This is a genomic window from Lysinibacillus sp. COL-1 (genome assembly GCF_059814265.1).
Map to the genome: position 1 here is coordinate 561,614 of NZ_JCAWSJ010000003.1, position 25,350 is coordinate 586,963.

General features: G+C 38.2%; 25 protein-coding genes and 1 pseudogene. 14 read left to right on the forward strand and 12 right to left on the reverse strand.

All coding sequences use genetic code 11. The features are described 5' to 3' along the window. The first annotated feature begins 53 nt into the window (after nt 1-53). The 3 genes from AC6BKE_RS07155 (at nt 54) to AC6BKE_RS07165 (ending at nt 2,962) form a co-directional block, all read left to right on the forward strand. On the forward strand, nt 54-1,085 hold the full coding sequence (locus tag AC6BKE_RS07155) for an ABC transporter permease (protein ID WP_499856297.1): 1,032 nt from the start codon (nt 54-56) through the stop codon (nt 1,083-1,085). Between the two features lie 2 nt (nt 1,086-1,087). Next, nucleotides 1,088-1,777, forward strand: coding sequence for an ABC transporter ATP-binding protein (locus AC6BKE_RS07160; RefSeq protein ID WP_249646138.1), 690 nt, complete (start codon nt 1,088-1,090; stop codon nt 1,775-1,777). Nucleotides 1,778-1,876: 99 nt separating this feature from the next. Next, entirely contained in the window at nt 1,877-2,962 is a 1,086-nt protein-coding gene (locus AC6BKE_RS07165) for an S-layer homology domain-containing protein (protein ID WP_499856298.1), read from the forward strand. Between the two features lie 41 nt (nt 2,963-3,003). On the opposite strand, the gene AC6BKE_RS07170 is transcribed toward AC6BKE_RS07165, so the two are convergent. Beyond that, on the reverse strand, nt 3,004-3,750 hold the full coding sequence (locus AC6BKE_RS07170) for an arylamine N-acetyltransferase family protein (RefSeq protein ID WP_089934979.1): 747 nt from the start codon (nt 3,748-3,750) through the stop codon (nt 3,004-3,006). 186 nt (nt 3,751-3,936) lie between these two features. On the opposite strand from AC6BKE_RS07170, the gene nagB reads away from it, so the two are divergent. The 3 genes and pseudogenes from nagB (at nt 3,937) to AC6BKE_RS07185 (ending at nt 6,305) form a co-directional block, all read left to right on the forward strand. Beyond that, on the forward strand, nt 3,937-4,650 hold the full coding sequence (gene nagB / locus AC6BKE_RS07175; protein WP_499856299.1) for a glucosamine-6-phosphate deaminase: 714 nt from the start codon (nt 3,937-3,939) through the stop codon (nt 4,648-4,650). A gap of 349 nt (nt 4,651-4,999) precedes the next feature. Further along, entirely contained in the window at nt 5,000-5,905 is a 906-nt protein-coding gene (locus AC6BKE_RS07180) for a S66 peptidase family protein (protein WP_036119268.1), read from the forward strand. Between the two features lie 6 nt (nt 5,906-5,911). After that, nucleotides 5,912-6,305, forward strand: a pseudogene (locus tag AC6BKE_RS07185) (cytidine deaminase). A 157-nt stretch (nt 6,306-6,462) separates the two neighbouring features. Here AC6BKE_RS07185 and AC6BKE_RS07190 read toward each other — a convergent pair. The 3 genes from AC6BKE_RS07190 to AC6BKE_RS07200 all read right to left on the reverse strand — a co-directional run bounded on the left by AC6BKE_RS07190 (nt 6,463) and on the right by AC6BKE_RS07200 (nt 9,617). Next, nucleotides 6,463-8,049, reverse strand: coding sequence for a catalase (locus tag AC6BKE_RS07190; RefSeq protein ID WP_499856302.1), 1,587 nt, complete (start codon nt 8,047-8,049; stop codon nt 6,463-6,465). A gap of 353 nt (nt 8,050-8,402) precedes the next feature. Beyond that, the gene (locus tag AC6BKE_RS07195) at nt 8,403-8,912 is read right to left on the reverse strand and encodes a hypothetical protein (RefSeq protein WP_036119262.1); all 510 of its coding nucleotides are present in this window, start codon (nt 8,910-8,912) and stop codon (nt 8,403-8,405) included. 15 nt (nt 8,913-8,927) lie between these two features. Next, the gene (locus AC6BKE_RS07200) at nt 8,928-9,617 is read right to left on the reverse strand and encodes a B3/B4 domain-containing protein (protein WP_089934985.1); all 690 of its coding nucleotides are present in this window, start codon (nt 9,615-9,617) and stop codon (nt 8,928-8,930) included. 59 nt (nt 9,618-9,676) lie between these two features. On the opposite strand from AC6BKE_RS07200, the gene queG reads away from it, so the two are divergent. Beyond that, entirely contained in the window at nt 9,677-10,807 is a 1,131-nt protein-coding gene (queG, locus tag AC6BKE_RS07205) for a tRNA epoxyqueuosine(34) reductase QueG (RefSeq protein ID WP_058844477.1), read from the forward strand. A 330-nt stretch (nt 10,808-11,137) separates the two neighbouring features. Further along, complete coding sequence (trmL, locus tag AC6BKE_RS07210; protein ID WP_058844476.1) at nt 11,138-11,611, forward strand: tRNA (uridine(34)/cytosine(34)/5-carboxymethylaminomethyluridine(34)-2'-O)-methyltransferase TrmL; 474 nt, start codon at nt 11,138-11,140, stop codon at nt 11,609-11,611. Between the two features lie 39 nt (nt 11,612-11,650). Here trmL and AC6BKE_RS07215 read toward each other — a convergent pair whose 3' ends face one another. Beyond that, nucleotides 11,651-12,496 carry a VOC family protein gene (locus AC6BKE_RS07215; protein ID WP_089934987.1) on the reverse strand — a complete coding sequence of 282 codons (846 nt, stop codon included), beginning with the start codon at nt 12,494-12,496 and terminating at the stop codon, nt 11,651-11,653. 390 nt (nt 12,497-12,886) lie between these two features. Here AC6BKE_RS07215 and AC6BKE_RS07220 point away from each other — a divergent pair, with 390 nt between their 5' ends. Together AC6BKE_RS07220 and AC6BKE_RS07225 are read left to right on the forward strand one after the other, a co-directional pair. After that, nucleotides 12,887-13,060, forward strand: a complete 174-nt coding sequence (locus tag AC6BKE_RS07220) for a hypothetical protein (RefSeq protein WP_170829926.1) — start codon at nt 12,887-12,889, stop codon at nt 13,058-13,060. A 79-nt stretch (nt 13,061-13,139) separates the two neighbouring features. Then, nucleotides 13,140-13,970 carry an aldo/keto reductase gene (locus AC6BKE_RS07225; RefSeq protein ID WP_342504437.1) on the forward strand — a complete coding sequence of 277 codons (831 nt, stop codon included), beginning with the start codon at nt 13,140-13,142 and terminating at the stop codon, nt 13,968-13,970. A 217-nt stretch (nt 13,971-14,187) separates the two neighbouring features. On the opposite strand, the gene AC6BKE_RS07230 is transcribed toward AC6BKE_RS07225, so the two are convergent. From AC6BKE_RS07230 to AC6BKE_RS07245, 4 genes are all read right to left on the reverse strand, one after another. After that, nucleotides 14,188-15,042, reverse strand: a complete 855-nt coding sequence (locus AC6BKE_RS07230; protein WP_499856447.1) for an IS3 family transposase — start codon at nt 15,040-15,042, stop codon at nt 14,188-14,190. Beyond that, nucleotides 15,027-15,533 carry a helix-turn-helix domain-containing protein gene (locus AC6BKE_RS07235; RefSeq protein WP_180957841.1) on the reverse strand — a complete coding sequence of 169 codons (507 nt, stop codon included), beginning with the start codon at nt 15,531-15,533 and terminating at the stop codon, nt 15,027-15,029. Before AC6BKE_RS07235 ends, AC6BKE_RS07230 begins: the two co-directional genes overlap by 16 nt. A gap of 469 nt (nt 15,534-16,002) precedes the next feature. Beyond that, a complete protein-coding gene (locus tag AC6BKE_RS07240; protein WP_340809444.1) occupies nt 16,003-16,842 on the reverse strand; it encodes an RluA family pseudouridine synthase in 840 nt (279 codons plus the stop codon). 54 nt (nt 16,843-16,896) lie between these two features. Beyond that, nucleotides 16,897-17,322, reverse strand: coding sequence for a disulfide formation protein C (locus AC6BKE_RS07245; RefSeq protein WP_499856307.1), 426 nt, complete (start codon nt 17,320-17,322; stop codon nt 16,897-16,899). A gap of 188 nt (nt 17,323-17,510) precedes the next feature. Here AC6BKE_RS07245 and AC6BKE_RS07250 point away from each other — a divergent pair, with 188 nt between their 5' ends. Together AC6BKE_RS07250 and AC6BKE_RS07255 are read left to right on the forward strand one after the other, a co-directional pair. After that, the gene (locus AC6BKE_RS07250; RefSeq protein ID WP_036118602.1) at nt 17,511-18,626 is read left to right on the forward strand and encodes a GAF domain-containing sensor histidine kinase; all 1,116 of its coding nucleotides are present in this window, start codon (nt 17,511-17,513) and stop codon (nt 18,624-18,626) included. Between the two features lie 12 nt (nt 18,627-18,638). After that, nucleotides 18,639-19,286, forward strand: a complete 648-nt coding sequence (locus tag AC6BKE_RS07255; RefSeq protein ID WP_036118599.1) for a response regulator — start codon at nt 18,639-18,641, stop codon at nt 19,284-19,286. A 72-nt stretch (nt 19,287-19,358) separates the two neighbouring features. On the opposite strand, the gene AC6BKE_RS07260 is transcribed toward AC6BKE_RS07255, so the two are convergent. Further along, nucleotides 19,359-20,480, reverse strand: coding sequence for a response regulator (locus AC6BKE_RS07260; protein ID WP_036118596.1), 1,122 nt, complete (start codon nt 20,478-20,480; stop codon nt 19,359-19,361). A 566-nt stretch (nt 20,481-21,046) separates the two neighbouring features. Between AC6BKE_RS07260 and AC6BKE_RS07265 the strand changes: the two genes are divergently transcribed. Together AC6BKE_RS07265 and AC6BKE_RS07270 are read left to right on the forward strand one after the other, a co-directional pair. Further along, nucleotides 21,047-21,973 carry a helix-turn-helix transcriptional regulator gene (locus tag AC6BKE_RS07265; RefSeq protein WP_036118592.1) on the forward strand — a complete coding sequence of 309 codons (927 nt, stop codon included), beginning with the start codon at nt 21,047-21,049 and terminating at the stop codon, nt 21,971-21,973. A 65-nt stretch (nt 21,974-22,038) separates the two neighbouring features. After that, complete coding sequence (locus tag AC6BKE_RS07270) at nt 22,039-22,782, forward strand: effector binding domain-containing protein (protein WP_499856310.1); 744 nt, start codon at nt 22,039-22,041, stop codon at nt 22,780-22,782. An 18-nt stretch (nt 22,783-22,800) separates the two neighbouring features. Here the strand turns inward: AC6BKE_RS07270 and AC6BKE_RS07275 are convergent, their stop codons facing one another. Both AC6BKE_RS07275 and AC6BKE_RS07280 read right to left on the reverse strand, forming a co-directional pair. Further along, nucleotides 22,801-23,709 carry a cation diffusion facilitator family transporter gene (locus tag AC6BKE_RS07275; protein WP_036118586.1) on the reverse strand — a complete coding sequence of 303 codons (909 nt, stop codon included), beginning with the start codon at nt 23,707-23,709 and terminating at the stop codon, nt 22,801-22,803. 189 nt (nt 23,710-23,898) lie between these two features. Further along, complete coding sequence (locus AC6BKE_RS07280) at nt 23,899-25,218, reverse strand: hemolysin family protein (RefSeq protein ID WP_170829877.1); 1,320 nt, start codon at nt 25,216-25,218, stop codon at nt 23,899-23,901. Between the last annotated feature and the right edge of the window lie 132 nt (nt 25,219-25,350).

A 25,350-nucleotide genomic window follows, 5' to 3' on the forward strand; every position in this document is an offset into this window, starting at 1 on the left:
GTTCATGTAAACATTTTAAGCTATGAGTAATCAAAGAAATGGAGGGGTTAGTAATGAATCTTGCGTGGAAAGAGATAAAGAAGAATAAAGTACGGTTTTTAATCTTGGGCTCCATTATCTTCCTAGTTAGTTTTTTAACGTTTATTATTTCGGGTTTGGCAAATGGTCTATCGCAGGATAATGCAGCTTTAATTAAAGATTTACCGAATGGGCAAATTTACATGGCTGAAGATGCAGAGGGGACGTTTAATCTTTCGAGAATTGATAGCGACCTTCAACAGGAAGTCATGGGGAAAGAGAAAGAAGCAGTAGCTTTTTCGATTCAAATGGGCTTTTTAAATGATCAAGACGATAAACAGCAGAGTGTTGCCTTTGTTACATCTACCGAGTCCAGATTGTTTCAAAATGTGCATCAAGGGGAGGTACTGTTAGATAGCTCGTTACAGGATAAAGGAATCAAAGTCGGAGATACATTAAAGAATAATCAATACAATGGTGAGTTCATCGTTAAAGGCTTTGTGGAGCAAAAGAAATATAGCCACGCACCTGTCGCTTACATTAGTGAAGAGGCCTATCACGAGATGTATCGTGTAAATGACAAACAGTTAATTTATGTACCAAATAGCGAGCCAAAAGAGTTTAAAGGGCTACAAGCATACAACAATAAAGAATTTCTCAATACAATTCCCAGCTATAGTGCGGAACAGCTATCTTTAAATATGATTATATGGTTCTTAGTTGTCATTAGTGGCATGTTATTCGCCATTTTCTTCTATATGATGAATGTGCAAAAAATTGGTTTGTATGGCATCTTAAAAGCAATTGGTTTAAAAACAAGTAAGTTGTTTAAAATGATCTGGACACAGATGGCTATTATTACAATGATCTCACTTGTCATATCCATTAGCCTTAGCCAGTTATTTAATGTTGTTGCACCTAAGGGAATGCCCTTCACCTTAGCAATTGGCACTACAACACAGTTATCCATAGTGTTTCTTATCATTGGCTTTATCGGAGCTACATTGTCGGGTCTACAAATTAAAAAAATTGAACCGTTACAAGCCATACAACAAGGGGAGGCATAATCATGACATTGTTTACAATTGATGAAGTGCGAAAAACGTTTAAAAATGGTGAAGTGGAGGAGGAAATTTTAAAAGGTATCAATCTTTCGTTAAAAGAGGGGGAGATTACTGCATTGGTAGGTGCGTCTGGTTCAGGGAAAAGTACACTGTTAACGATAGCTGCGGGACTACAGCCAGCAACAGATGGGCAAGTGTTTTTCGAAGAACAAAATCTTACAACGATGAGCACTGAGCAGGTACGGAAATTACGTGCAAGTAAATTTGGCTTTGTCTTTCAGTTTGCGCATCTCGTACCATTTCTGACAGTGGAGGAGCAGCTGCTGTTAATGCTAGATGTTGCTGAGTCTCGGTTAAAGAAGCACGAACAGCAGCATGAAGTGAATCATCTACTACAATTAGTTGGAATGGCTCATCGTAAAACGGCTTATCCTTCCTCCTTATCAGGTGGAGAAAAGCAGCGTGTAGCAATCGCACGTGCCATCATTCATCAACCAAAAGTATTGTTTGCTGATGAACCAACAGCTAGTTTAGACTCCCAGCGTTCTAAAGAAATTATGCTGTTGCTAAGAGAATTAACGAAAACATTAAAGATTACAACATTAATGGTGACACATGATGAAGAAATGCTCGCCTATGCTGATCGTATTATTAAAATGAGCGATGGGCTTGTGTTACCAAATGCTATGTACTAATTGGAAATACCACAATCATATCTTTTATGGTTGTGGTATTTTCATATGAAGAGTAAAAATTGACTTAGATGGGTAAAGAATTGAAGGAGGAGGGATAATGTGAAGAACCTATTGAAAATTATATGTTCAATCCTGATAACTGTTTGTCTATTACCTAAGGAAGTACGGGCAGCAAGCTTTAAAGATTTAACTGATGAGACATTATCAACAGAAATTGATTATTTAGTAGAGCAGGATATTGTGAGGGGGTATTCAAATACTCTGTTCAAGCCGAACGAAAAAGTTACGAAAGCACAGGTTGCTGTGATGTTAACTCGTGCTCTAGGATTAAATACAATCAATATAAAAAATCCTAATTTTCAGGATGTAACGACTGCGCATAAGTATTATAAAGAAATTGCTGCGGTACAAAATGCGGGCATTTTTAATGCAGTCGATAAATTCCATCCAGATGCAATGATTACAAGAGGACAAATGGCTATTGTACTGCACAGAGCCTTTCAATTAAAGGGCTCAGATCCTTATTATTTTTCGGATGTAACGGAGCAGACACCAGGCTATAAAGAGATTTTAACATTGGCTCATAATCATTTAATAAGAGGTTATGAGGATGGAGCATTTAAACCAAATGAGCCTGTTACACGTGCTCACTTTTCAGCATTTTTGGCACGAGCGATGACTCTGACTAAGCCTGATTTGCTAAAAGATCCTGCTTTTGTTTATACGTATGCTCATTATTCTTTAAGTGATAATCAACGCTATACGTTAAACTATCAATATGACCATCATGACGGTAAAAATGATGTATGGACAGTCCAAAATGTAAGTACAGCACAAACATTTCCTAATGAACTGTTATATGGACATGACCGTATATATGGTCAAGCTATTGCTAGTGATGCTACCACACATTATGATTTGTATTTGGAACTACCACTTAGAATAGGTGTCATTTTACATGAGGATGACGAGGGAGTGACGTCTGGTGTACGAGTGACAGTTAAAACGACTAACGGTACTGTGCGAGCTGGTGAGGTTCAATATACAGGTGTCGTGATACTTGAAGAAAGATCCATCTATAGTGATGTGGTGAAAATTTATTATTTTGTAGATGGAATTGGTTTAGTGAAAGAGCTACACAATGACATTGTTGTGTTAGAGTTATTAAATCGTACAATGAAATAAATTGAAAGCAAGCCTCTTTTTGAAGTGGGCTTGCTTTGTTGTTAGTTTTGTAATGTAATATGAAAAAAACGCTGAAGAGCTTGCAGCCATTCTTTGTCATTGTGTGTAGTATAAATTGTTAAGGATGAACCTTCATAGATTCTAAATTCGTTGTTCATCATGGTATGACGTCCACGAGTAGTGCGAATCATAGCAATTTTATTTTTTTGCTGCGAGAGTCGAGGTGCAAATTTTGCCTCATTTGCATCATCATGAAAACTATAAAGCAAACGCCAATTTTGTTTTGTTTGTTCAAACAGCATCCAACCATTTGCTTCATCTCGTTCTATTTTATATAACTCTTGGCCTTCACGATGTTGATGTCCTGCAATCAATGGTACTGGCTTACAGGGTGCTAAAGCACCTACTCCTACATCTGAGATATAGGTCTGTCCACCCTCATTTATTAATAAAAGCTGGTGCATAGGAATCTCCTCTGTAGGTGTATCTTCTGCCACGTTACGCCAAAACTGCGCATATCGATTCGTAACAGAGAATCCAAGTTCCCGCAAGAGCCAGCTAAATAAGATATTGAGTTCAAAGCAATTGCCACCACGTCGTTCAACCATTATTTTTTGATATAAATCAGGAATAGCGAAGGAGATACCACGGTTCAAGGCAACATCTAAATTTTCATAGGGAATGGTCAATAGATGTTTCGTTTGTAGTTGTCCAAGTAGTTGTATAGTTGGCTCTAAAGATCCTTGAAATTGAATATGCTGTAAATAGTGATGAATCTGAGAATTCATAAAATCGCCTCACTTCCTTATTAATAACATAACCGAAATAGTCTAAGATTACACGCATAAACTGAAGGAGGAAATGATAGAAAAATAGCTAAATAACTAGTAAGATTAATATATTAGCTACTATAAAGTGAAATATTTTACATATTAGTTAATAATATTGAGGGTAAGGTAGGTATCGTAATTACTATGAAGTGGATAGAAGTAAATACATATGAGGAAATGAGCGAAGTTGCAGCTCATATTTTCTCCAAGCAAATACAAGAGAAACCTAATAGTATTTTAGGGTTAGCAACGGGTGGATCACCTGTTGGTATGTATAAGAAATTAGTGGCGAGACATCAGGCAGGTCATCTATCTTTTAAGGATGTTCAAACTTTTAACTTGGATGAGTATGTAGGTCTTGAGCAAACAAGCCCAGCAAGCTATTGGACTTTCATGCATAAGAATTTATTTAATTTTGTAGATATACAAGAAGAAAATATACATTTGCCAAATGGCAAGGCAGCTGACTTAGCTACCGAATGTCTTGCATATGATAGACGTATTGAGGAAGCAGGAGGCATTGATTTACAGCTGCTTGGAATCGGTGTGAATGGTCACATAGGCTTTAACGAACCCGGCACTTCGTTTGATTCTATGACTAATATAGTTGAGTTAACAGAGTCCACAAGAACAGAAAACGCTATTTACTTTGATGACCCTTCTGAAGTGCCCACACATGCGATTACGATGGGCATTCAATCCATTATGAAGGCAAAGGAAATCGTCCTTATTGCCTTTGGAGAGAAGAAGTTGGATGCAATGGAAAAATTGAAGAGTGGTTATGTGACGGAAGATTTCCCAGCAAGTCAATTATTAAACCATCCTAATGTTACGATTATTTATGGTGGAACAAACTAACAAGAATAAGCAAGGACTTCTTATAGTGGAAGTCTTTGCTTATTTGTTTTTCCGGTAGGATAATTTTCATCGAAAAAAAATAAATATTCACCTTGTTCGCACCAAACAGTATGACACTGTTATTCCAGCAAAAAAGCAACGATAGAAGCAAAAATACCAGCAATCGTTGCTGTCTATTTCCAAGGAATAAAGTTTGTGCTAGATAGTGTGTCTGGAAGGTAACTCTATGGCGAGATTATCATGAAGCGATAACTTCTAATATTATGGTTTATTTTAGGCATGAAGCATCCAATAATCAATGCTCCCATAGTATGGCTATGCTAAAATAAGGAAAAGAGGAGTGATTGCGTTGAAAAGTACAGTACCATATCTACAAAAAGGTGATTTAGTTGGTGTTATTGCCCTTTCAAGTCTTGTAGAGCCTGAAAAGCTAGGAGATGCATTAGCTTTTTTGGACGAATTGGGGCTTCGCTATATTGTAGGTGATACGATTCATGCTAAACATGATTATTTAGCTGGAGATGACGAGACCAGGTTAGGTGATCTGCATGAAATGGTGAAAAACCCTGAAGTGAAAGCGATCTTTTGTGCCAAGGGAGGCTATGGCTCTGCACGAATTGCTGAAAAAGTTGATTATACTTTATTAGAGGAAAACCCTAAAATTTTTTGGGGCTTTTCAGATCTGACATATTTACATTGTGCCATCAATGAATATGCCAACCTAGTGACATTTCATGGCCCTCTGCTTATGGCAGCTAGTAAGATGGATGACTTATCAAAGAAAATGTTTTTACAATTATTTTCCCCGATGGAAATTCAGTATACAGAGGCGATTTCTCCTTTAACAACAATTGCTGGGGGTGTTGCAAGAGGTGAAATTATCGGAGGCAATCTCTATCGTCTTGTCAGCACATTAGGAACCAAATTTGAAGTGCGTACTGAAGGTCGAATTTTATTGATAGAAGAACTAGGTGAAACGATTCCAGGAATTGATTCGATGCTTCAGCAATTAAAACAGGCTAGGAAGTTAGAACAGTTAGCAGGTGTAATCATTGGCTCATTTACACAGACAGGAGCTGATGAAGCGGCATTGCATCTGTTGATGAAGGAGTATTTTGCTGAATTGGGCATTCCGGTTGTGGCTGGCTTTAAGATTGGGCATGAAACGACGAATATTGCCATTCCACTAGGAGTGGATGCTATTTTAGACGCCGAGGAAAAGGTATTGAAAATATTACCTGGCGTACATAAATGATGTAGGATGGATATTGAAAAAACACTATATGAATCGGCAGTAGCATTAGCAGAAAAAAGATATCCCTCTGGCTGGGGAGGAACTGCAACTTTGTATACTGAAGATGGGCGGATTTTAACAAGTATCGCACCAGAGGTCATGAATGCCAGCTACTGAATTATGTATGGGAACGGGAGCCATTCTAGAGGCCCATCAATTCAATACAAAGGTTACACATTCAATTTGTGTTGCTCGAGAAAATGAAAAATCAGAACTTACACCATGCGGGGTCTGTCAGGAAAGACTTTTCTATTGAGGAGAGAATGTGAAAGCTGCGATTACGAATGCAAATGGTGAATTAGTATTTAAGTTATTAAAAGAAATTCAACCCTATCATTGGTATAAGGCTTATGAGCAATAATACAAAAAGAGGCTTATACATAATTAATTTGGCTATTATGAAAGCCAGATAATTTTAAGACAAAAAGCAAACCCGAGCTACTACAAAACACTAAAGGAGTGTTTCGTAAAATAGATCGGGTTTTTCATTGGTTTGTCCCAGCCTATTTTTAACTTAGTTAATATGGCTCGGCATCATGACCTTTATTGATAGCATCTTGAGGTGCTTGATCGCCATCGATATTGCCAAGTGGTTTAGAAGCGGAGGCGTTTTTTCGTGCCTTATGCAAACCTTCTTTGAGTAAACGACCATATTCTTCATCCGCTTCCTCTGCTAGCGCAATCATTGCATTTTGAATATCCTCGTGACAGACTGATAAATCGCGTATTAAGTTTTCAAGAAGTTCATTTCGCTCCCACTGCTCAAAGCTACGGTAAGTTTCGCCAGCTTGCTTAGTATTACTTTGACGATCGATTGATTCACGAACAAGATTTCCCTCTACATAGGGTGTATGTTCTTTCCCAGCTTGTGTCGCTTCCTTTAAACCATTGAGCATAGATGGCTCATAATTTATATGTGGATTTTGACCGGGTGCTAAATCACGTTTATACATCATTTGCCCACCATGTTGATTGGTAGCAACACGCTTTTTAGGCGCATTAATCGGTAGCTGTAAGTAGTTAGCCCCTACACGATGACGCTGTGTATCGGAGTAAGAGAAAGTACGACCTTGTAGCATTTTATCATCAGAAAAATCTAAGCCATCAACCAGTACCCCTGTGCCGAATGCGGCCTGTTCCACCTCAGCAAAATAATCCTCAGGATTTTTGTTTAATACCATTTTGCCAACTGCATACCATGGGAATTGATCGTTTGGCCAAAGCTTTGTATCATCCAATGGATCAAAATCAAGCTCAGGATGTGGACCATCCTCCATTATTTGAACATGTAGCTCCCATTCAGGATATTCACCACGATCGATGGCATCATATAAATCTTGAGTGGCATGATTGAAATTTTTCTGTTGGATTTCTTCTGCTTCTTTTTGTGTTAAATTTTTAATGCCTTGTAGTGGTTCCCAGTGATATTTGACAAGAACCGCATTCCCTTCATCATTAACCCATTTATACGTATTGACCCCAGAGCCTTGCATCATACGATAATTAGCTGGAATCCCCCAAGGTGAGTAGACAAAAGTGACCATATGGAAGGTTTCTGGAGAGCTAGCACAAAAGTCAAAGAAACGTTCGACGCTCTGAATATTAGTAATAGGATCTGGCTTAAAAGCATGGATCATGTCTGGGAATTTCATGGCATCACGAATAAAGAATATTTTTAAATTATTGCCCACTAAATCCCAGTTGCCATCCTCTGTATAAAATTTGACTGCAAAGCCTCGTGGATCACGTAAAGTTTCAGGGGAGTGACCGCCGTGTATCACAGTTGAAAAACGCACCAAGACAGGCGTTTTCTTCCCTTTATCCTGAAAGACTTTTGCACGTGTATACTTTGAAATTGGATCATCACCCACAACACCGTAAGTTTCAAAATAACCATGTGCACCAGCACCACGAGCATGGACTACTCGTTCAGGAACTCTCTCTCGGTCAAAGTGACTCATCTTTTCTAGAAAATCATAATTTTCAAGTGTTGCAGGACCACGATTACTGATTGTTCGTAAATTTTGGTTGTTGGTAATCGGATGGCCCTGTCGATTTGTTAAGGTTGTATCTTGCTCATGTGTTGAATCATTTTGCTGTGTCATAGTATGACCCCTTTCCTATAGATACTTCCATTTTGTCCTTGAATGGGGCAAACTAGACATTCGAATTCATCGACATTTAAACTTGGCATCAATGTGCCATGATTTACTGTTTATGTCCTTAAAAAAATGCTGAATCTACATAAAAAGGCTCTCCATACATAAATGTAGGAGAGCCATGGATGGCGTTTTCAAACGGAATCAAGTTGGTTGAGTATGGCTTTTGCCTATAGTTGGTCATTAGTCATCGGTCATACAGTAATAGGTAACTTGTTATTGGTTTGAGGCAAGTTAGCTCAAAAGCTGAATTTGAAAACAGCACATCCAACTCGGTTTGGAGTCTCACCGCCCCGAGATTAGAAATAACGAGAATCGTCAAAGTTAATTTGTATACTATAATTTTTTGAATTAATAAGATTGGATAGTTTATGTGCATCTTTTTCGAGTTGAATTGCTCGTTCTCGATATGCATCAGGCTCATACAAAGTGATTTCGTATAACATTGCATTTTCACCATAGCCAAATCGGACACTTTCTTTTTCACGCATACTAAATTCTTTACACAATTCAGCCTCGGCACGGAGCTGTGTCGCCAATTCGATGGCTTCTACTAGTGCTAACTTTTCACCTTTAAAATCGACTGTGTTTTGAATGTTCGCTTCATATACTAAACGGTCTAGCGTACGTGCATCGAGACGAATTTGTGCTAGGTCAGCCTCAATAAGGGGGAGAGCGCGATTACTTGTTTTAGGAGCTTGTCCTTTTTCTACTGTCACAACAGCACTACGATGTAGTTCACTAACAAGCTCTTGAGTTTTCTTCCCTAAAATACTTTTTAGTTTAACTGCTTCTGCAAGATTAATCATGAAAACACGTCCTTTTTATAGTGTTGTAGATGGCGCATTATTTGACAAAAGTGCGGTTTGATAATGACCGCCATGGATTTGATTAAACATTTTTCCTGCTGACGCAAGAAGTTCGTTTGCTGCTTCAGTTGTTAACGATGGTCGGAGATAAAATATATGTAATGCCTCAGTCGTTTCCTCTGTAACAGCTGTGCGTTTAGAATCGACAAAAGGTGAGCCAAATGCTCCTACTTCATCACGACTATATAGAATATTTGTTAATGTATTCAATCGCCCATTTAAACCTTCGTAACTAATTTCATCATGACCAAGAGCAATTTCCACAGACCCTTTGATTGGAGCGACATCATACAGCCCAATTGGCATTTCGTATTGGAGAGAAAAGAAATTATTTAAATCAACACCTGAATGAAGTGGTGTTAAATAGTTTTGCTTACTAATTCGACGCATTAGGCTTTCTGCTGAATGACGGTAACGGTTTGGATCAGCACCAAGCTTTTTCCATAGCTGTCTCCATTCTGCGATACCCTCACGCTGTGTCACGGGTTGTGCTTGCATTTCTAGAAAGAGATTTTCCTGATACAATTGCATACGTCCTTTAATCATTTGAGGGGATTCTGCTACGACAATTTTGGTATAATGAATAATGCCGATTTTTAGCTCGGGATGTTGTGCTAATAGAGATTGGTTAATGGAAATTTCCAATGAACATCACCTACTTTATCTATTTCTATTATTGTACCATGTAAGGAGTTGGAAATAAAATGAACATACATGACCTACAACGTGACTTTGTGGCATATGCGATGTCCATTGGCGTTGATAAAATAGGTTTTACAACAGCAGCTCCCTTTACAGAACTAAAGAACAGATTGCGTCGCCAGCAGGAGCTAGGCTACCAGTCTGGTTTTGAAGAAAGTAATATTGAAAAACGTACCGAACCCCTTCAATTATTAAATGAAGCAGAGAGCATTGTAGCGATAGCTGTTGCCTATCCTTCGCGTATGCAAAATGCACCAGTTGGTAAAAAAGGTGCAAGGCGTGGAATTTTTTGTCGAGCTTCATGGGGTGTCGATTATCATACAGCAATACGTGAACGTTTGAAGTTATTATCTGCTTGGCTTGAGGAACACGTCGAGGGTGTGCGAATTGAATCGATGGTAGATACGGGAGCACTTGTAGATCGAGCTGTAGCAGAACGTGCAGGCATTGGCTGGAGTGGGAAAAATTGTTCCATTATAACGCCTGAATTTGGCTCTTATGTGTATTTGGGAGAGCTCATCACAAATATCCCTTTTGCGCCAGATAAGCCAATGGAGGATGAATGTGGAGATTGTCGATTGTGCTTGGATGTTTGTCCGACTGGCGCCTTAATCCAAGGAGGACAACTGAATGCGCAGCGCTGTATTGCCTTTCTGACCCAAACAAAGGGATTACTGCCTGATGAGTTCCGAAATCATATCGGCAATCGTCTTTATGGCTGTGATACATGCCAGACAGTATGTCCTAAAAATAAAGGGAAAATTAATTGGATGCATGAAGAATTTATGCCAGATCCAGAGCTTGCCAAGCCATTATTGACTCCTCTTTTAACGATTTCTAATCGAGAATTTAAGGCCAAGTTTGGTCATGTCTCAGGCTCTTGGCGTGGGAAAAAGCCTATCCAGCGTAATGCCATTTTAGCACTCGCTCATTTTAAAGAAGAAGCCGCCATACCAGATTTAATTGATGTTCTTCAAAAAGATGAACGTCCTGTCATTCGTGGCACAGCTGCATGGGCTTTAGGCAAGATAGGTGGAGAAATAGCCCAATCTGCTTTACATGAAGCGGAAGTTACAGAACAGGATGAAGAAGTACTCAGTGAAATTCATAAAGGGTTGCAGTTTTTCCAATAAGTTGAGTCAGGGCAATTGGTTTACTTGCTTTCTATTAGAGGGTGAAATCAGTCACTGGAATTGTCGGAGAAGCGGCTCTAGTTTGAGCGGAGGGTGCTCCAAAAGGTTGGGGTTTCGTTCATAAAGGAAGTCGGTTCGCTCTAAAAGAGCCGTGCCTGCTCATAATATGTGGAAAAGTCGCTCCCAAAGAACTATGGCCCGCTTACCGAGAGGGAAAACCGACTCAAAAGAACTGAGTCTCATTTTATCCGAGGGGCTACTCATTCTAAAAAAATCTGGCTCTGTTCAAGAGCCTGCTGAAAGAAATTTTGAATAAGGAAGTGTGTCGTTATGCCATTGCATATCGTTTTATATCAACCAGAAATTCCAGCTAATACAGGGAATATTGCTCGTACTTGTGCTGGTACGAATACATCGTTACATTTAATTCGTCCACTAGGTTTTTCGACGGACGATAAAATGTTGAAACGAGCAGGCTTAGATTATTGGCATAGTGTGAATATTGTCTATCATGATTCACTGGATGATTTTATAGAGCATTCTAAAAATGGAGATGTTTATTTAATCGAAACGTATAGTGATGAGCCGTTTACGACGCATGATTTTAGTGATCAAGATCGAGATATTTATTTTATGTTTGGAAAAGAAACGACAGGGTTGCCAAAGGACTTTGCATATGATCGACGAGATATGTGCTTGCGTATTCCGCAAAGTGATCATATACGTTCACTCAATTTGTCTAATACGGCTGCCATTGTCATTTATGAGGCATTACGACAACAAGGCTATCCAGGTTTACATTAAAAAGGCAGTTCTCCGCATGTGAGAACTGCCTTTTTAATACTAAAACTTCAATAACACAACATTACCAGCAGGGTCTTCTGTTTGGAATCCACCAGCAATTTCTATGACTGGTGCACCCATTACACGAAGGTTTCCTTTCATAGTGGCTGCTTGTTCTTCGTTATCTAGTCGCAAGGAGAATGTTTTCAAACCCACTTGATTTTGGCCAAGCTTTGGAGCATTTTCTGAGTGCCACGTGTTTAAACCGATATGATGATGATAACGACCTGTTGAAATGAATAGTGCTTGGGAACCATAGCGTGTGACAATCTCAAAACCTAAGCCTTTAGTATAAAAATGCTCAGCTTCTGCTAAGTTGGAGACAGATAAATGAATATGACCCATCACTGTACCAGCAGGAAGTCCATTCCAGTTTCCATCTCCTTCTTCTAAAATAGAACGGATATTGAGTGGTTCTGTCACCATATGCACGTAATCATTATGCCATGTCCATTCGCTTTCATCACGATCCACATACACCTCAATACCGTTATGGTCAGGATCATTTAAATAGAGTGCTTCACTGACAGCGTGATCAGAAGCCCCAAGGTGTACACCTTTGTCGTGAAAATGAGTAATGACATTGGCTAGGTCACGGCGAGTTGGCAATAATAAGGCGAAGTGATAAAGCCCTGTCGTCATGCTTCGCTTTTCTTCCACTGCTTCAGGCTGAACAATGGTTAAAAGAGCAGTTTCTCCATCGGTAGTCAACGTAGCTTTATGTGATTCTTGCTGTAAAATTTTAAAGCCTATTATTTCTTGATAAAAGGTTAAAGAGCGTTGGAGATCGCTTACTTTTATTTCAACATTCGTTACATAGGTGTTAGGTTTTTCATGGAAATGCATAGAGGATACCTCCAAATAGTTATCTTTTTTTATTAAGTTACTTTATGTAAGTTAGTTTATTTTAAAAACAAATGAAAGTCAAGTATTTCTATTGTTCTACAAAAAAAGAAAATCACTAAGCCTTGCAAAATGCTTAGTGATTTTCTTGAGCTATTATTTGTCTGCTTTGTAGTCGCCTTCGTATCCAGCGGTAAAAATAGCTGTTAAGAAAGCAACTGTTACACCAATGATTAATAATAATTTCATGGAAGTACCCTCCTCATGTTCTAAAGACATCTCTTTTTAGTATAGCCTATCTATTATAAAAATGAAACGACATAGCGGAATAAAATATGTCAGAAATGGTTCAAACATCTCGATATCGGGAAAACTATAAATGAGGTGATCATTATGGAAAAAAAAGTGCCAAACATTGAAAATGGTTCAATGGCTAGAGATATGAAAGAATTAAAAGATTTGGGAAAACAGATGGAGCATTTACGAGATGGTCTTGAACTGGCAGAGGATGAACGTATTGCTGACCCTATACAATTGGAGGAGGATACGGAAATCGAGAAAAAGTAAGGTTTAAAACAGCTGCTTTATTTTTCTTAAATCCAATTTTTTGTATAATGGTACTAGGAAAAGAAAGGGGTTGTGCTTCTTGCATTTACAATCAACGAAAACATTATCAAATGGTGTAGAAATGCCTTGCTTTGGTTTAGGTGTTTATAAAATGACTGAACGTGAAGAAACATTACAGGCTATTGATAAAGCACTTAAATTTGGTTATCGAGCTATTGATACAGCGTCCTTATATGGCAATGAGGTAGAGGTAGGGGAAGCGATTCGTCATTCAGGCATTCAACGTGAAGATATATTTGTTACGACAAAAGTGTGGAATAATGACCAAGGATATGATGCCACATTACGCGCTTTTGAGGTTTCATTAAAGAAATTAAATATAGATTACCTAGATTTATATTTAACCCATTGGGCTGTCCCAGAAACTTTTGAAGAAACCTATCGAGCAATTGAACGTCTATACGATGAAAAATTAATTCGAGCGACAGGTGTATCGAATCACCATGAGCATCATTTAGAAAAAATACTGGCAAAGGCAAATACGGCTCCGATGGTCAATCAAGTGGAGTTACATCCTTATTTACAGCAAATCCCATTACGCGCATTTTGCAGTGAACATCAAATTGCTGTTACTGCATGGTCACCGCTAGGGCGCGGAGGCGTACTTACTGACCCTACAATAGTGGAAATAGGGCAAGAAATCGGAAAGACGGCTGCTCAAGTAGTGTTACGTTGGCATTTACAAAACAATACATTGGTTATTCCTAAATCAGTGACACCAAGTCGAATCGAGGAAAACGCACAGATTTTTGACTTTGAATTAACACAAGCCCAGATGGAGAAAATGGCTACATTAAATCGAAATCAACGATTTGGGCAAGATCCTGATCATTTCAAATTTGATTTTTAGGAAATAAGTAAATCCCGCTCTCAAATAGAGGGCGGGATTTCATGTTGTTGAAAAAAGGTAATGTCAACGGCATAATAAGCAATTTTGTAAGGCGAGGGGTTGATTTCCGTTCCGCCAGCGTCCTTTCCAGGGGGCGTCTGATGAGCCGCTTCACTCACTGCGTTCGCTCCAGGGTCTCCTCTGTGACGCTATGAACTGACCCCAAAAATTTGAACTTTTAAGAAACTCTTCGAAACTCAACTGGACTTTTTCCGTTGAGTTTTATTTTTATCCGTTCATGATTGTAGTAGTGGATATAGTCTACTAACGCTTTTTTGAATGCTTCGTAGTTCTTAAACGTTGTTGCGTATAGAAATTCTGATTTCATAATGCCAAAAAAGCTTTCTATCACGGCATTATCTAAACAATTTCCTTTCCGTGACATACTTTGCTTGATTTCATGTGTTGCCAATAACGCTTTAAAACGTGGTATTTGATATAACCATCCTTGATCAGAATGGACGATTAAGCCACTCTTTTTCGGTAACTTTGTATACGTAAACGCCTTCTTAAAAGACTGTTGAACTAACTCAAAATTAGGTGATTTTGATACCTCATACCCAACGATTTCTCGATTGAATAAATCTAATACAGCGGATATATAGATTTTTTGACCGTTTATTTTAAACTCCGTTACATCGGTTACCCATTTCTGATTGGGTGCAGTGGCTTCAAAATCACGTTGGATGATATTCTCTGCGACATAGCCGACTGTCCCTTTATACGAACGGTATTTTTTAGGGCGTACCGTCCCTTTTAAGCCCAATTCTTGCATCAATCGTTGGACCGTTTTATGGTTGATGAAAAACCCTTCATTTCGGAGGGCTAAACAAATACGACGATAGCCATAACGCCCCTTATGGTAATGAAAAAGCGTCTGAATTCGTTCTTTGATCGCCTGATATTTATCTGGTTTTACCCATTTTTGGAGATGGTAATAATACGTACTTTTCTTAAGTTTCGCGACTTTTAATAGAGCTTGAAGAGGAAAATCCAACCTTAGCTCATAGACAGCTCTTACTTTTTCTTGGATTTGAAGGCATCCTTTTCTTGAACTAAGGCTTTCAACTTTTTTAAATAGGCATTTTCCATCCGTAAATACTCAATTTCCGCTTTTAACTCATCCGTTGTTTTTCCATTTAAATCGGACGAAGGTGGTTGTTTTTTTGGCATTGATTGGCGCTCCTTTTCTACTTGATAGAGCACCTCACCAGCCGTTGACATCCATTGTTTTTTCCATCTCCGAATGGTTTCACGGGAAGGAATATTAAACTTCGCAGCGGTCTGAAGGAGCGAATCGCCCGTCTCTATCAGGTGTTGAATTACTTTTATTTTAAAAGAATCTTCGTAATTCGTGAACCCTTGAGGACGAATAATTCCTTCGATGCCATGATAGCGATATAATTCAATCCATAATCGAATGTACTGTCGATCCCTCTGTAATCGATTGGCAATCTGATACGTACTTTCTTTTTCTTCAAAGTAAGCTAGAACTGCGGCTAATTTTTGTTCATCAGAAATCACTACCTGCACCCCCTATAGTAGATTTTTAAGTCCAATATTTTGGGTGCAGCTCACTAAATCCCCTAGGAGTGACGCTGGCTCCACTCCAATCAACCATTCTGCAAAAGTGTCTTTTCCTGAACAAAATAGCCCATTATTTATAGTATAAGAGAGGATAGCCTCTTACTTTCAATGTGGAGAAGTGATGTGTGCCAACACCCCACCATAAAAGAGTAGTGAATACCTTCACTTTTTTGCTAAAAAGTGAACATTTTTATTTTATGGATTGGAGTGGAAGGCTACTTGACTCCCGTGGGAATAGCGAGACAGGCGAGCCCCTGCACGGAGGAAGCGGCTCGGCGCTCGCCCACAGGAAAGCAAGTAGCCTGCAACGGAAATCCTTTTTCACCTTTCACATAAATTCTATGGATGGTTTTGTTTTTCAACACTATGAAATCCCGCTCTCAAATAGAGGGCGGGATTTTTTTACTTACTGCTCGTCCTTGACGGTAATTCGTTTATTTAAAAATGGATGTTCAAATTCTAATTGAATCGCATGGAGCTCGTAGTCATCATTTGCTGTTTCTCGTGCGCCATACATTGTATCACCAATAATTGGATGGCCGATATAGGCTAAATGAACACGAATTTGATGCGTTCGTCCAGTTTCAAGAATGAGGTGGACAACACAGGAGTTTTTGTAGCGGGCCACCACTTCATAGTGAGTTACGGCATGCTGTCCCGTTTTGGATACAACCCGTCTTGTCGCATGATGGCGGTCCTTTCCAATTGGTTCAGCAATCGTTCCTGATGATGTACGTAAATTACCCTGTACCTCTGCGGCGTACGTACGAATAATGGATTTTTCTTCAATCATTCGATCAAAAATAGACTTTGCTAATGGGTGTTTTGCTACAAGTAATAAACCTTGTGTCCCTTTATCAAGACGATGAACATGCTCGGCGTATACACCACCTTGTTCTTTAATATGTGCCATAACATGGTTCATACAAGTATGTGTATCACGAGCATCATTCGGATGTGTTGCCATGCCCTTTGGCTTGGAGACGATTAAACAATGTTCATCTTCATAGACTACATCAATAGCACAAACAGGTGTTGGTTTGTAGTTAGATGTCGGAATGGGAAATGTAAATTTTATAATTGTCCCTGCCTGTAAAGGTGTATTCCATTGAATCAGCTCATCATTTGTCAAAGTGATTGCTTTAGCCATACGTAATTCATGGACTAGCTTTTTGCCAAGTCGCCATTGATTGCGTAACAGCTCTTCAACATGTAAGTTATCTTCAGTTATTTCATAATGAAACATAGATCTTCCTCCGTAGAAAAGACCGCATTCCATTGGTAGAACACGGTCTCTCGATTATTTTGCAGCTTTTGAAGCTTTTATTAAATAGAAGCTTGCCCCTGCGATTAAAATAAATGCAGTTAATGCTAAAAACGGAATAGTAATAAAGCCTAGCCAGTTAATATATTGTCCTGTGCAAGAAACCGCGCCGCAGGAAGGGGCATTGTCAGCTAAAAAACTTAGCTTTTGAATTCCGTAATGGTAAAGTGAGATACAGCCTCCAATCACAGAAAACACAGCTGTTGTGACAGCGATACGCGCATTTTTTTGGATCAATGCTACTGTCGTCATAATGGCGATTGGGTACATAAAAATACGTTGAATCCAACACAATTTACAAGGTTCATAGTGACGAATTTCAGAAAAGTATAATGAACCTAGTGTCGCTACAGCAGACACTATCCATATAAATAATAAGCCATTTTCCTCTTTTTTAGACATATCCATTCTTCCCTTCATAAAACCATGTACTTGTTCGATTATAGTTGTTCTAGTTTTATATGTAAATCAACTTACACAAAATAAGGTATGTTATGAATTTCAGTCTAAAGTATGAACGACTCAAGCAGACGTCTCCAATCCCTTAATGGTATCATTAACAGTAGTAATGCTAAAGAAGAGGTGTTTTCGTGAGGGAGAATGAGCATTCCAATATTAGTATTTTAAAGGAAATTGCTGAACTATTAAATGAAGAAACTGAAATTGTCACAATGCTAAAAGGTGCACTCATCAAATTTTTAAATGGCACTAAATTTGAAACAGGCTGGATTTTTTTTATTGATGCAAAGGGACGCTCAGAGCTTGTTGTCCATGAAAATCTACCAGAGGCATTGGAATTTAATAATTGTCATTATTTAAACAAGGGTGGCTGTTGGTGCGTCTCCCGTTATCGCAATGAAGAGCTAAAAAAAGCCTCCAATATAATTGAGTGTCAGCGAATTGAAAGTGCTATTGCAGCAAATGTTGGCGATCATGAAGGAATTACACATCATGCCACGGTACCCCTTCAATCTGGACAAGAACGTTTTGGTGTATTAAATGTTGCATCCAAGGACACGGTACGCTTTTCAGAGGAGGATCTAGCTTTATTAGAATCCGTTGCATTTCAGATGGGTTCAGCTATTAAGCGAATTTTACTGACAAAGCAGGAGCAAGAAATGGCACTTGTGAAGGAGCGTAACCGTCTAGCACGTGACCTACATGATTCCGTTAATCAACTACTATTTTCTGTTACGTTGACAGCGAGAGCTGGTATTGAGATGACGGATGATTGTGATGTGAAAGAAACATTTAAAGAGATCCAGCATTTAACACAAGATGCGCTAACAGAAATGCGTGCGCTGATTTGGCAATTGCGACCGAAGGGATTAGAAAATGGTTTACTTGAAGCCATTAAAGTATACGCTGAAATGCTTGGCTTAAAGCTACATGTTATGGTTTCTGGTGTACTGCAATTCCCCTCTCGTATTGAAGAAACATTATTTCGTGTAGCACAAGAGGCGCTCAATAATGTGCGTCGTCATGCAGGGGTGCTAGAAGCAGCCTTGTATATTACGGTTACATCAACAGATATTTTATTGGTGATTCGAGATGAGGGACGAGGCTTTGTCATCGACAATAATACAAAGCTGCTTTCAATGGGCTTACAATCTATCAAGGATCGTGCAAAATCAGTTGGAGGCACTGCTGACTGGGTAAGTGAAATTGGCAAAGGTACGGAGCTGCTCATCCGCTTGCCATATTAAGGGGGAGAGAACATGATACGTGTATTAATTGCAGACGATCATCATGTGGTGCGTCGAGGACTATTGTTTTTTTTAAAGACACAAAAGGATATTGAGGTTGTAGGAGAGGCGAAAAATGGGCATGAAGCTGTATCATTAGCAGAAAGCATTCAACCAGATATTATCTTAATGGATTTAGTGATGCCTGAGATGGACGGCATTCAGGCAACAAAACGCATCAAAGCAAAATTTCCACAAATAGAAATTCTAATGCTGACTAGTTTTTCGGATCGAGATCATGTAGTTCCAGCAATGGAGGCAGGAGCAGCAGGCTATCAGTTAAAAGATATTGAGCCAGATGAATTGGTCTTATCCATTCGTCGTATTATGCGTGGCGAAAATACATTGCATCCAGAAGCAACGACAACGCTTGAAATGGATCGTCAAGAGTCACAAAATGCACCACATTTATTAAATCCACTAACACCTCGTGAACAAGATGTGCTTGCAGAGCTGACAAAAGGAAAGAGTAATCGAGAAATTGCATCCTCACTTTTTGTCACAGAAAAAACAGTGAAAACGCATATTTCCAATATCTTTACAAAGCTACAAGTGCAAGACCGTACACAAGCAGCACTATATGCGGTGAAGCATGGTCTAACAGAGGGTAGCGGTATTTAAACATGTTTCAAAATACGTACAAAAATATAAGGCGAGCTACTACAAAACAAAGTAGTACTCGCCGTTTTTACATTATTTATATTGAACAAATAATTTTTGGGAAATCTCTAATAAGGTAGCACTTGGTGTCAGTGCTAAATCTTCCTGAAGCTTTTGTTTATATGTTTGAAAAATTTTATAAGCTTGTTCGTGAAGCCCTGCCTGAGTCAACGTGTATAAATAATGTTCAAGCTTTTGTTCATTGTAAGGGTCATACTCAAATAAAGCATGTAGAAATTCAAGAGCCTTCTCAGTATCAGAAAGAAACGTTGTTTGAAACCCCTTCTCTAATAACTCTATGTATGATTTCGTTAATCTATCTTTAGCGGCAGTTGACCACTCATAATCATCGAATACAAAGAGGCCATTTTTATAAATAGAAAGACATTGATTAATCAAAGATATGGAGGGAAACTCCAAGCGTGAAAAATCTTCATGAAGTTTTTGAAAATCATATAGATCACACACAATAGTTGGTTTCTCAAAGATATAGTATTTATTTGAAAAGACGATACAGTTTTCATAGCCGATCATATTCAAAGTCTTTCTTAAATAAGAAAGAGCGGTATGGAGATTAGATTTAGCTCGTACATAGTCTAAATCTGGCCATAGAATTTCAATTAAGTAATCCCGATGAATCGGTATGTTTGGGTGCAAAATAAAGTAAGCAAATAATTCCTTCGTCTTTTCTGTTTTAAAAGCGACTAAGCTATTATTGCTATAGACTGCGAATTGATCAAAGCATTGTACGTTTAACACAGTTTGCGTAGCTTGCTGAAGCATTTGCTGGATAGAATATTCATGCTCAATGCGAGCTACCGTTTTTTCTAAACGAGCAGGACTGATAGGCTTTAATAAATAGTCCAGACCACCAATCTCATAGGCTTGTAACGCAAATTCATGATAGGAGGTAATAAAAATTACGCTCACTTGTGGACGTTCCGTTTTGATAATATCAGCTACTTCAAGTCCAGATAATTCTTGGAGTTTTACCTCTAAAAAGATAACCTCAAACTCTAAATTAGGCAGCTCATTCAGAAAAACTTCGACACTTGTAAAGGTTTGAATAACCTGTATTTGTTGAAAGGCATGTAGTTTATTTTGAAAATAGTGTAAAGCTAAAGGTTCATTGTCTATTAAAACGGCTCGAATCATATCAAACTCTCCTTTTTACAATTAAATTGATAACGATTAAACTCTAGTTCATTTTTGGTGAAAGGCTTCCTATATAGAGTGAAGGGCAAGAAAAGTGAACATCACGTAACTTTTCTATTAAAAATTTGATACTAGAAAAAAGCAATCAATGTTGTAGGATTTTCACAGGCGAGAGTCAAAGAATCCTGTAGTATATTGTCACACACCACGTCAAATCCCTTCATAGAAAGTATTCGCCGTTCATTATATAGAAGATAAAAGTTTTTTATGTTGTGTAAGAGAATTGAAATAATTGTTTAGGCGTTTACTATTAAACTATTCTTATAAAAAAATGAAATAGCATCGTATTGGGAAATAAAAGCTGGACATGTAGCCAAAGCATTGTATTTTCTTATATTGTAAAAATAGTATAATCATTGTAATAATTAATCAGGCGTTATTATAGTACATTTGTCTTAAATAAAACTCAAAAAGTACTTAAAAAATACTTAAAAAGATAGGTTGTTAGTAATTGAAACGAAAAGTTGTATAGGAATTATGGGATATGGATGGAGGAGGATTTCGCTATGAAATTAGAACGTCTGCTAACAATGACGATGATTTTAATCAATCGAAAAAAAGTTAAGGCACAAGAACTAGCGGAGCTATTTAATGTATCCGTTCGGACGATTTATCGAGATATTGAAACACTTAGCTGTGCAGGTATCCCTGTTATTAGTCAACAAGGTGTGAATGGTGGCATTCATTTAATGGAGGGTTACCGTGTTGATAAACAAGTGTTGACGAAGGATGAGCTTATTTCACTTTCTACAGCTATTAAAAGTGCCTTGACTACCTATGAGGATTCGCACGCTGAAGCAGTTCTTGAAAAATTAACATGTATTGCTGATGACCAGGTCAAACAATCTATGGATCACCTTTTTGTAGATTTTAGTCCTTGGGGGCCGAACGTTCTTTTTAAAGAGCATATGACGACATTAAAGAATGCAATAGAGAGCATGCATTGTGTAAGCTTTTACTATTCTACTACGCATGGTGAACAAACAAGTCGGATAGTTGAACCTCATACAATTGTTCAGAAAGGAAAGACCTGGTATTTATATGCCTATTGCACATTAAGAAAGGACTTTCGTTTATTTAAACTTGCGAGAATCAAGAATTTATTGCAAGAGGAGACTATCTTTGAGCGTAAGGAAGTGAATTTAAGTGAGCTGCCATGGGGGAAAAAATGGCATCAACCACAAAACGTCGTCAATTTAGTTATTTTTTTTGATAAAGCCATCACAACATTGGTGGAGGAATCTTTTGGAGCAGAGTATATAGATCATGAGCAGTCTATCATTAATATTGCCATACCAGAGGATGAATGGCTTTATGGCTTCTTGCTTAGCTTTGGTCATCGTATAAAAATCATAGAACCGCTATATATAAGAGATATTATCCAAAAACGCGCACAAGAAATTGTCCTTTTATATAAAAATCAAGACAATTGATGACATACAGCTGTCAGGTTTCCTTTGCTATAGTAAGAACAAATAAAGCGAAAGGTGGAATGACGATGCAAAGCTATTGTCAAAGCTGTGGTATGCCATTAGTAGATGAGGCATTATTAGGTAGTGAAAAAGAAGGGCACAAAAGTCAGGAGTATTGTACATATTGTTATGAGGGAGGAGAGTTTAAACAACCTCAATTAACAGTGAAAGAAATGATCGAAATATGCGTACCACATCTTCAGGAAGATGGTATGCCTGAAAATGAGGCACGTCATATGCTGACATCCTTTTTACTAAGTTTAAAACGATGGAGAAAAGATGAATGGAAAGAGCCAAAAATGGTGGAATTGGAGTCCTTTCAAATCATAGGAATTTCAGCTCAAACAAGTAATGCAAATGAAATGACAGCACAAGCTAAAATCCCACAATTATGGGATCACTTTTACCAACAAAATATTTCAGGCCAAATAGCTGAACGTAAAAATAACAATATTTATGGTTTGTATTCAGACTATGAGACGGATGTGAATGGAGATTACGCCGTTACACTAGGTGTAGAAGTGTCAAGCAATGATGATGAAACACCAGCTGGTTTAGTCGTTAAAACGATGCCAACAGCTAAATATTTAGTTTTTACATCTGAGAAAGGAAGCTTGCCAGAGGTTGTTATCCAAGCTTGGCAAGAGATTTGGGCATGGTTTGCAAATGCTACAGTTGAACGAACATATACAGGGGATTTTGAATTGTATGATGAACGATGCGCTAATCCACAAGAAGCACAGGTAGATATTTATATCGCCATTAAATAAAAACAAGTCTCCTACCAATCAATTGGTAGGAGACTTGTCGTCGTTTTGTGGAGGAATCAATTCTACATGGGGCTCGATATGCACAAGAACCTGACAAAAGCGATTTTCGCGCATAATGGTATGCTCAATTTCTTCAGTAATGCGGTGACTTTCAAAAACATTTAAATAAGGGTCAACGGTAACCGTTATGTCGATGAAGTACATATTTCCATGTGCACGCCCTTTAAAGTCCAAGAGCTCGATTACACCATCCACATTACGGATTAAGACCGATAATGTCTCCACTTCATCAATATCAAATGCATCTGTCAGACTTTGAACAGCTTCCCAGAAGATTTCTACTGCTGTTTTAATAATTAAAAAGGCAACAATGAGGGCTGTCAGAGAATCGATGATCGGAAAGCCAAAAATAGCTCCAAAAATACCGATGGCTGTGCCGATACTGACAAGGGCATCCGAGCGATTATCAAATGCTGCTGCCTTAACAGCGGCACTTTTAATTTTTTTAGATAGTGCCAAATTATAGCGATAAACGACATACATGACAACGGCACTACCGATTGCTACATAAGCAGTTAACAGGGAAGGTGTTGTACCAGTTGGCTGCCATAAATTTTGTAAAGAATTAATAAGTACTTGGAGACCGACTACAAGCATAATGAATGATGCAACTAAAGAGGCAACCGTTTCAGCACGTAAATGTCCGTATTGGTGGTTGGAATCAGGCGGTCTTTGAGCAATGCGTAATCCAATCAGTACGGCGATGGAGGCGATGATATCCGTGGTATTGTTTAAACCATCTGCTTTTAATGCTTCTGATGTACCAATGTAGCCAATAGTAAGTTTGGCAGAGCTTAGGATTAGATATGTACCAATGGATAGCCAAGCACCTTTTTCCCCTTGCCGTAAATTTGTATAGAGCTCCATTTTGTTTCCCCCTCGCAAAACTTTCGGACATTAGAAAACGACTCCCTCTTAAAAAGGGAGTCGTTCGATCTATTTATTACGGTATTTGCTCCCATCTATAAGATGTGAAGGAAAGACCATATTTATAGCTCGGATTATACAAGCGTGATTTCAATAATACCATGACAAGTACAACGAGGCAATTCAATTTCAGTCCATGACTGCGTCAAATTCATTTGATAAATCACTTTCAGGTAATTTCAGAACTTCTAAGTATAAAATATGGTGCCCATCTAATTCTTTTGCGATAAATTCAAAACCTTGCTCCTGAATACTGTCTCCTTCGACTGCATCAAAACGCTTCGTCATGAACCAACCGCCGATCGTATCAATATCATCATCTTCTATGTCAGTACCTAGTATATCATTTACATTTTCAAGAAGCATCTTAGCATTTAAAATAAAATGATTTTCTGCAATTTCCTGTACTTCTGGGATTTCATCTTCATCGAATTCGTCTTGAATATCGCCGACAATTTCCTCAATAATATCTTCAATCGTCACTAGACCAGATGTTCCGCCATATTCATCCATTAAAATGGCCATATGAATACGTTCACGTTGAATTTTTAGTAACAAATCGTTAATTTGCGTTGTTTCCATCACTCGAATAATCGGTTGCATATAGTCCATAACAGGCTTATCACCATTTTTGGAGTCTTTAATGTAAGCGGTTAACAAATGCTTCATGTTGACTAAGCCGATAATATGGTCTTTATCTCCATCAAGAATTGGATAACGAGTATACTGCTCGACACCCATTAAATCGAACACTTCTTTAATTGTTAGCTCTTTTTCAATGCCGACAATTTCAGTCCGAGGAACCATAATTTCTTTTGCAAGACGATCTGAGAACTCAAAAATACTGTTAACATATTCATATTCTGAGTTATTAATTTCTCCACCTTTTAAACTATCCGATAAAATCATTCGCAGCTCTTCCTCTGTATGGGCTACTTCTGATTCTGACATCATTTTTAAGCCGAAAAGACCAGTTAAACCACGGGCAGATCCGTTTAATAACTTAATGATTGGATACGTAATATTGTGGAATAAAATTAATGGGCCAGATAAGTTTAATGTGACAAATTCTGCTTTTTGGATGGCTAATGTTTTTGGCGCCAACTCCCCAATAACAACATGCATAAACGTTACGATTGAGAATGCAAGTATGAATGAAAGGATAGATGTAATACTACCATTCAAATTTAGAAATTCAAACACTGGGTGCAAAATGATTTCGAATGTAGGTTCACCTAACCAACCTAAACCAAGTGCAGTGATGGTAATACCTAACTGACACGCAGATAAATACTCATCTAAATCTGAAACAACTCGTTTTGCATTTTTCGCTTTCTTATGCCCTTCTGCGAGCAATTGATCAATGCGGGTAGATCTCACTTTTACGATTGCAAATTCAGTTGCAACGAAAAATCCTGTCATTATAATTAGTAGGGCGAATGCCGCCAACCTAATGGTTATCTCCAATATGTCTCCGTCCAAATAATTCCTTTGTTCCCGCCCGAATGAGGGAAGTAAACAAAGTGTACACCTCCTATGATTTAAAAAATTGTTGGATGTCTCAATAATAAATTATTTAAA

Excerpts from the sequence above, each read along its gene's own strand:
- AC6BKE_RS07155 (WP_499856297.1), top strand. The coding sequence starts at position 54 with ATGAATCTTGCGTGGAAAGAGATAAAGAAGAATAAAGTACGGTTTTTA.
- AC6BKE_RS07160 (WP_249646138.1), top strand. The coding sequence starts at position 1,088 with ATGACATTGTTTACAATTGATGAAGTGCGAAAAACGTTTAAAAATGGT.
- AC6BKE_RS07170 (WP_089934979.1), bottom strand. The coding sequence starts at position 3,750 with ATGAATTCTCAGATTCATCACTATTTACAGCATATTCAATTTCAAGGA.
- nagB (WP_499856299.1), top strand. The coding sequence starts at position 3,937 with ATGAAGTGGATAGAAGTAAATACATATGAGGAAATGAGCGAAGTTGCA.
- AC6BKE_RS07190 (WP_499856302.1), bottom strand. The coding sequence starts at position 8,049 with ATGACACAGCAAAATGATTCAACACATGAGCAAGATACAACCTTAACA.
- AC6BKE_RS07195 (WP_036119262.1), bottom strand. The coding sequence starts at position 8,912 with ATGATTAATCTTGCAGAAGCAGTTAAACTAAAAAGTATTTTAGGGAAG.
- queG (WP_058844477.1), top strand. The coding sequence starts at position 9,677 with ATGAACATACATGACCTACAACGTGACTTTGTGGCATATGCGATGTCC.
- trmL (WP_058844476.1), top strand. The coding sequence starts at position 11,138 with ATGCCATTGCATATCGTTTTATATCAACCAGAAATTCCAGCTAATACA.
- AC6BKE_RS07215 (WP_089934987.1), bottom strand. The coding sequence starts at position 12,496 with ATGCATTTCCATGAAAAACCTAACACCTATGTAACGAATGTTGAAATA.
- AC6BKE_RS07220 (WP_170829926.1), top strand. The coding sequence starts at position 12,887 with ATGGAAAAAAAAGTGCCAAACATTGAAAATGGTTCAATGGCTAGAGAT.
- AC6BKE_RS07240 (WP_340809444.1), bottom strand. The coding sequence starts at position 16,842 with ATGTTTCATTATGAAATAACTGAAGATAACTTACATGTTGAAGAGCTG.
- AC6BKE_RS07245 (WP_499856307.1), bottom strand. The coding sequence starts at position 17,322 with ATGTCTAAAAAAGAGGAAAATGGCTTATTATTTATATGGATAGTGTCT.
- AC6BKE_RS07255 (WP_036118599.1), top strand. The coding sequence starts at position 18,639 with ATGATACGTGTATTAATTGCAGACGATCATCATGTGGTGCGTCGAGGA.
- AC6BKE_RS07260 (WP_036118596.1), bottom strand. The coding sequence starts at position 20,480 with ATGATTCGAGCCGTTTTAATAGACAATGAACCTTTAGCTTTACACTAT.
- AC6BKE_RS07265 (WP_036118592.1), top strand. The coding sequence starts at position 21,047 with ATGAAATTAGAACGTCTGCTAACAATGACGATGATTTTAATCAATCGA.
- AC6BKE_RS07270 (WP_499856310.1), top strand. The coding sequence starts at position 22,039 with ATGCAAAGCTATTGTCAAAGCTGTGGTATGCCATTAGTAGATGAGGCA.
- AC6BKE_RS07275 (WP_036118586.1), bottom strand. The coding sequence starts at position 23,709 with ATGGAGCTCTATACAAATTTACGGCAAGGGGAAAAAGGTGCTTGGCTA.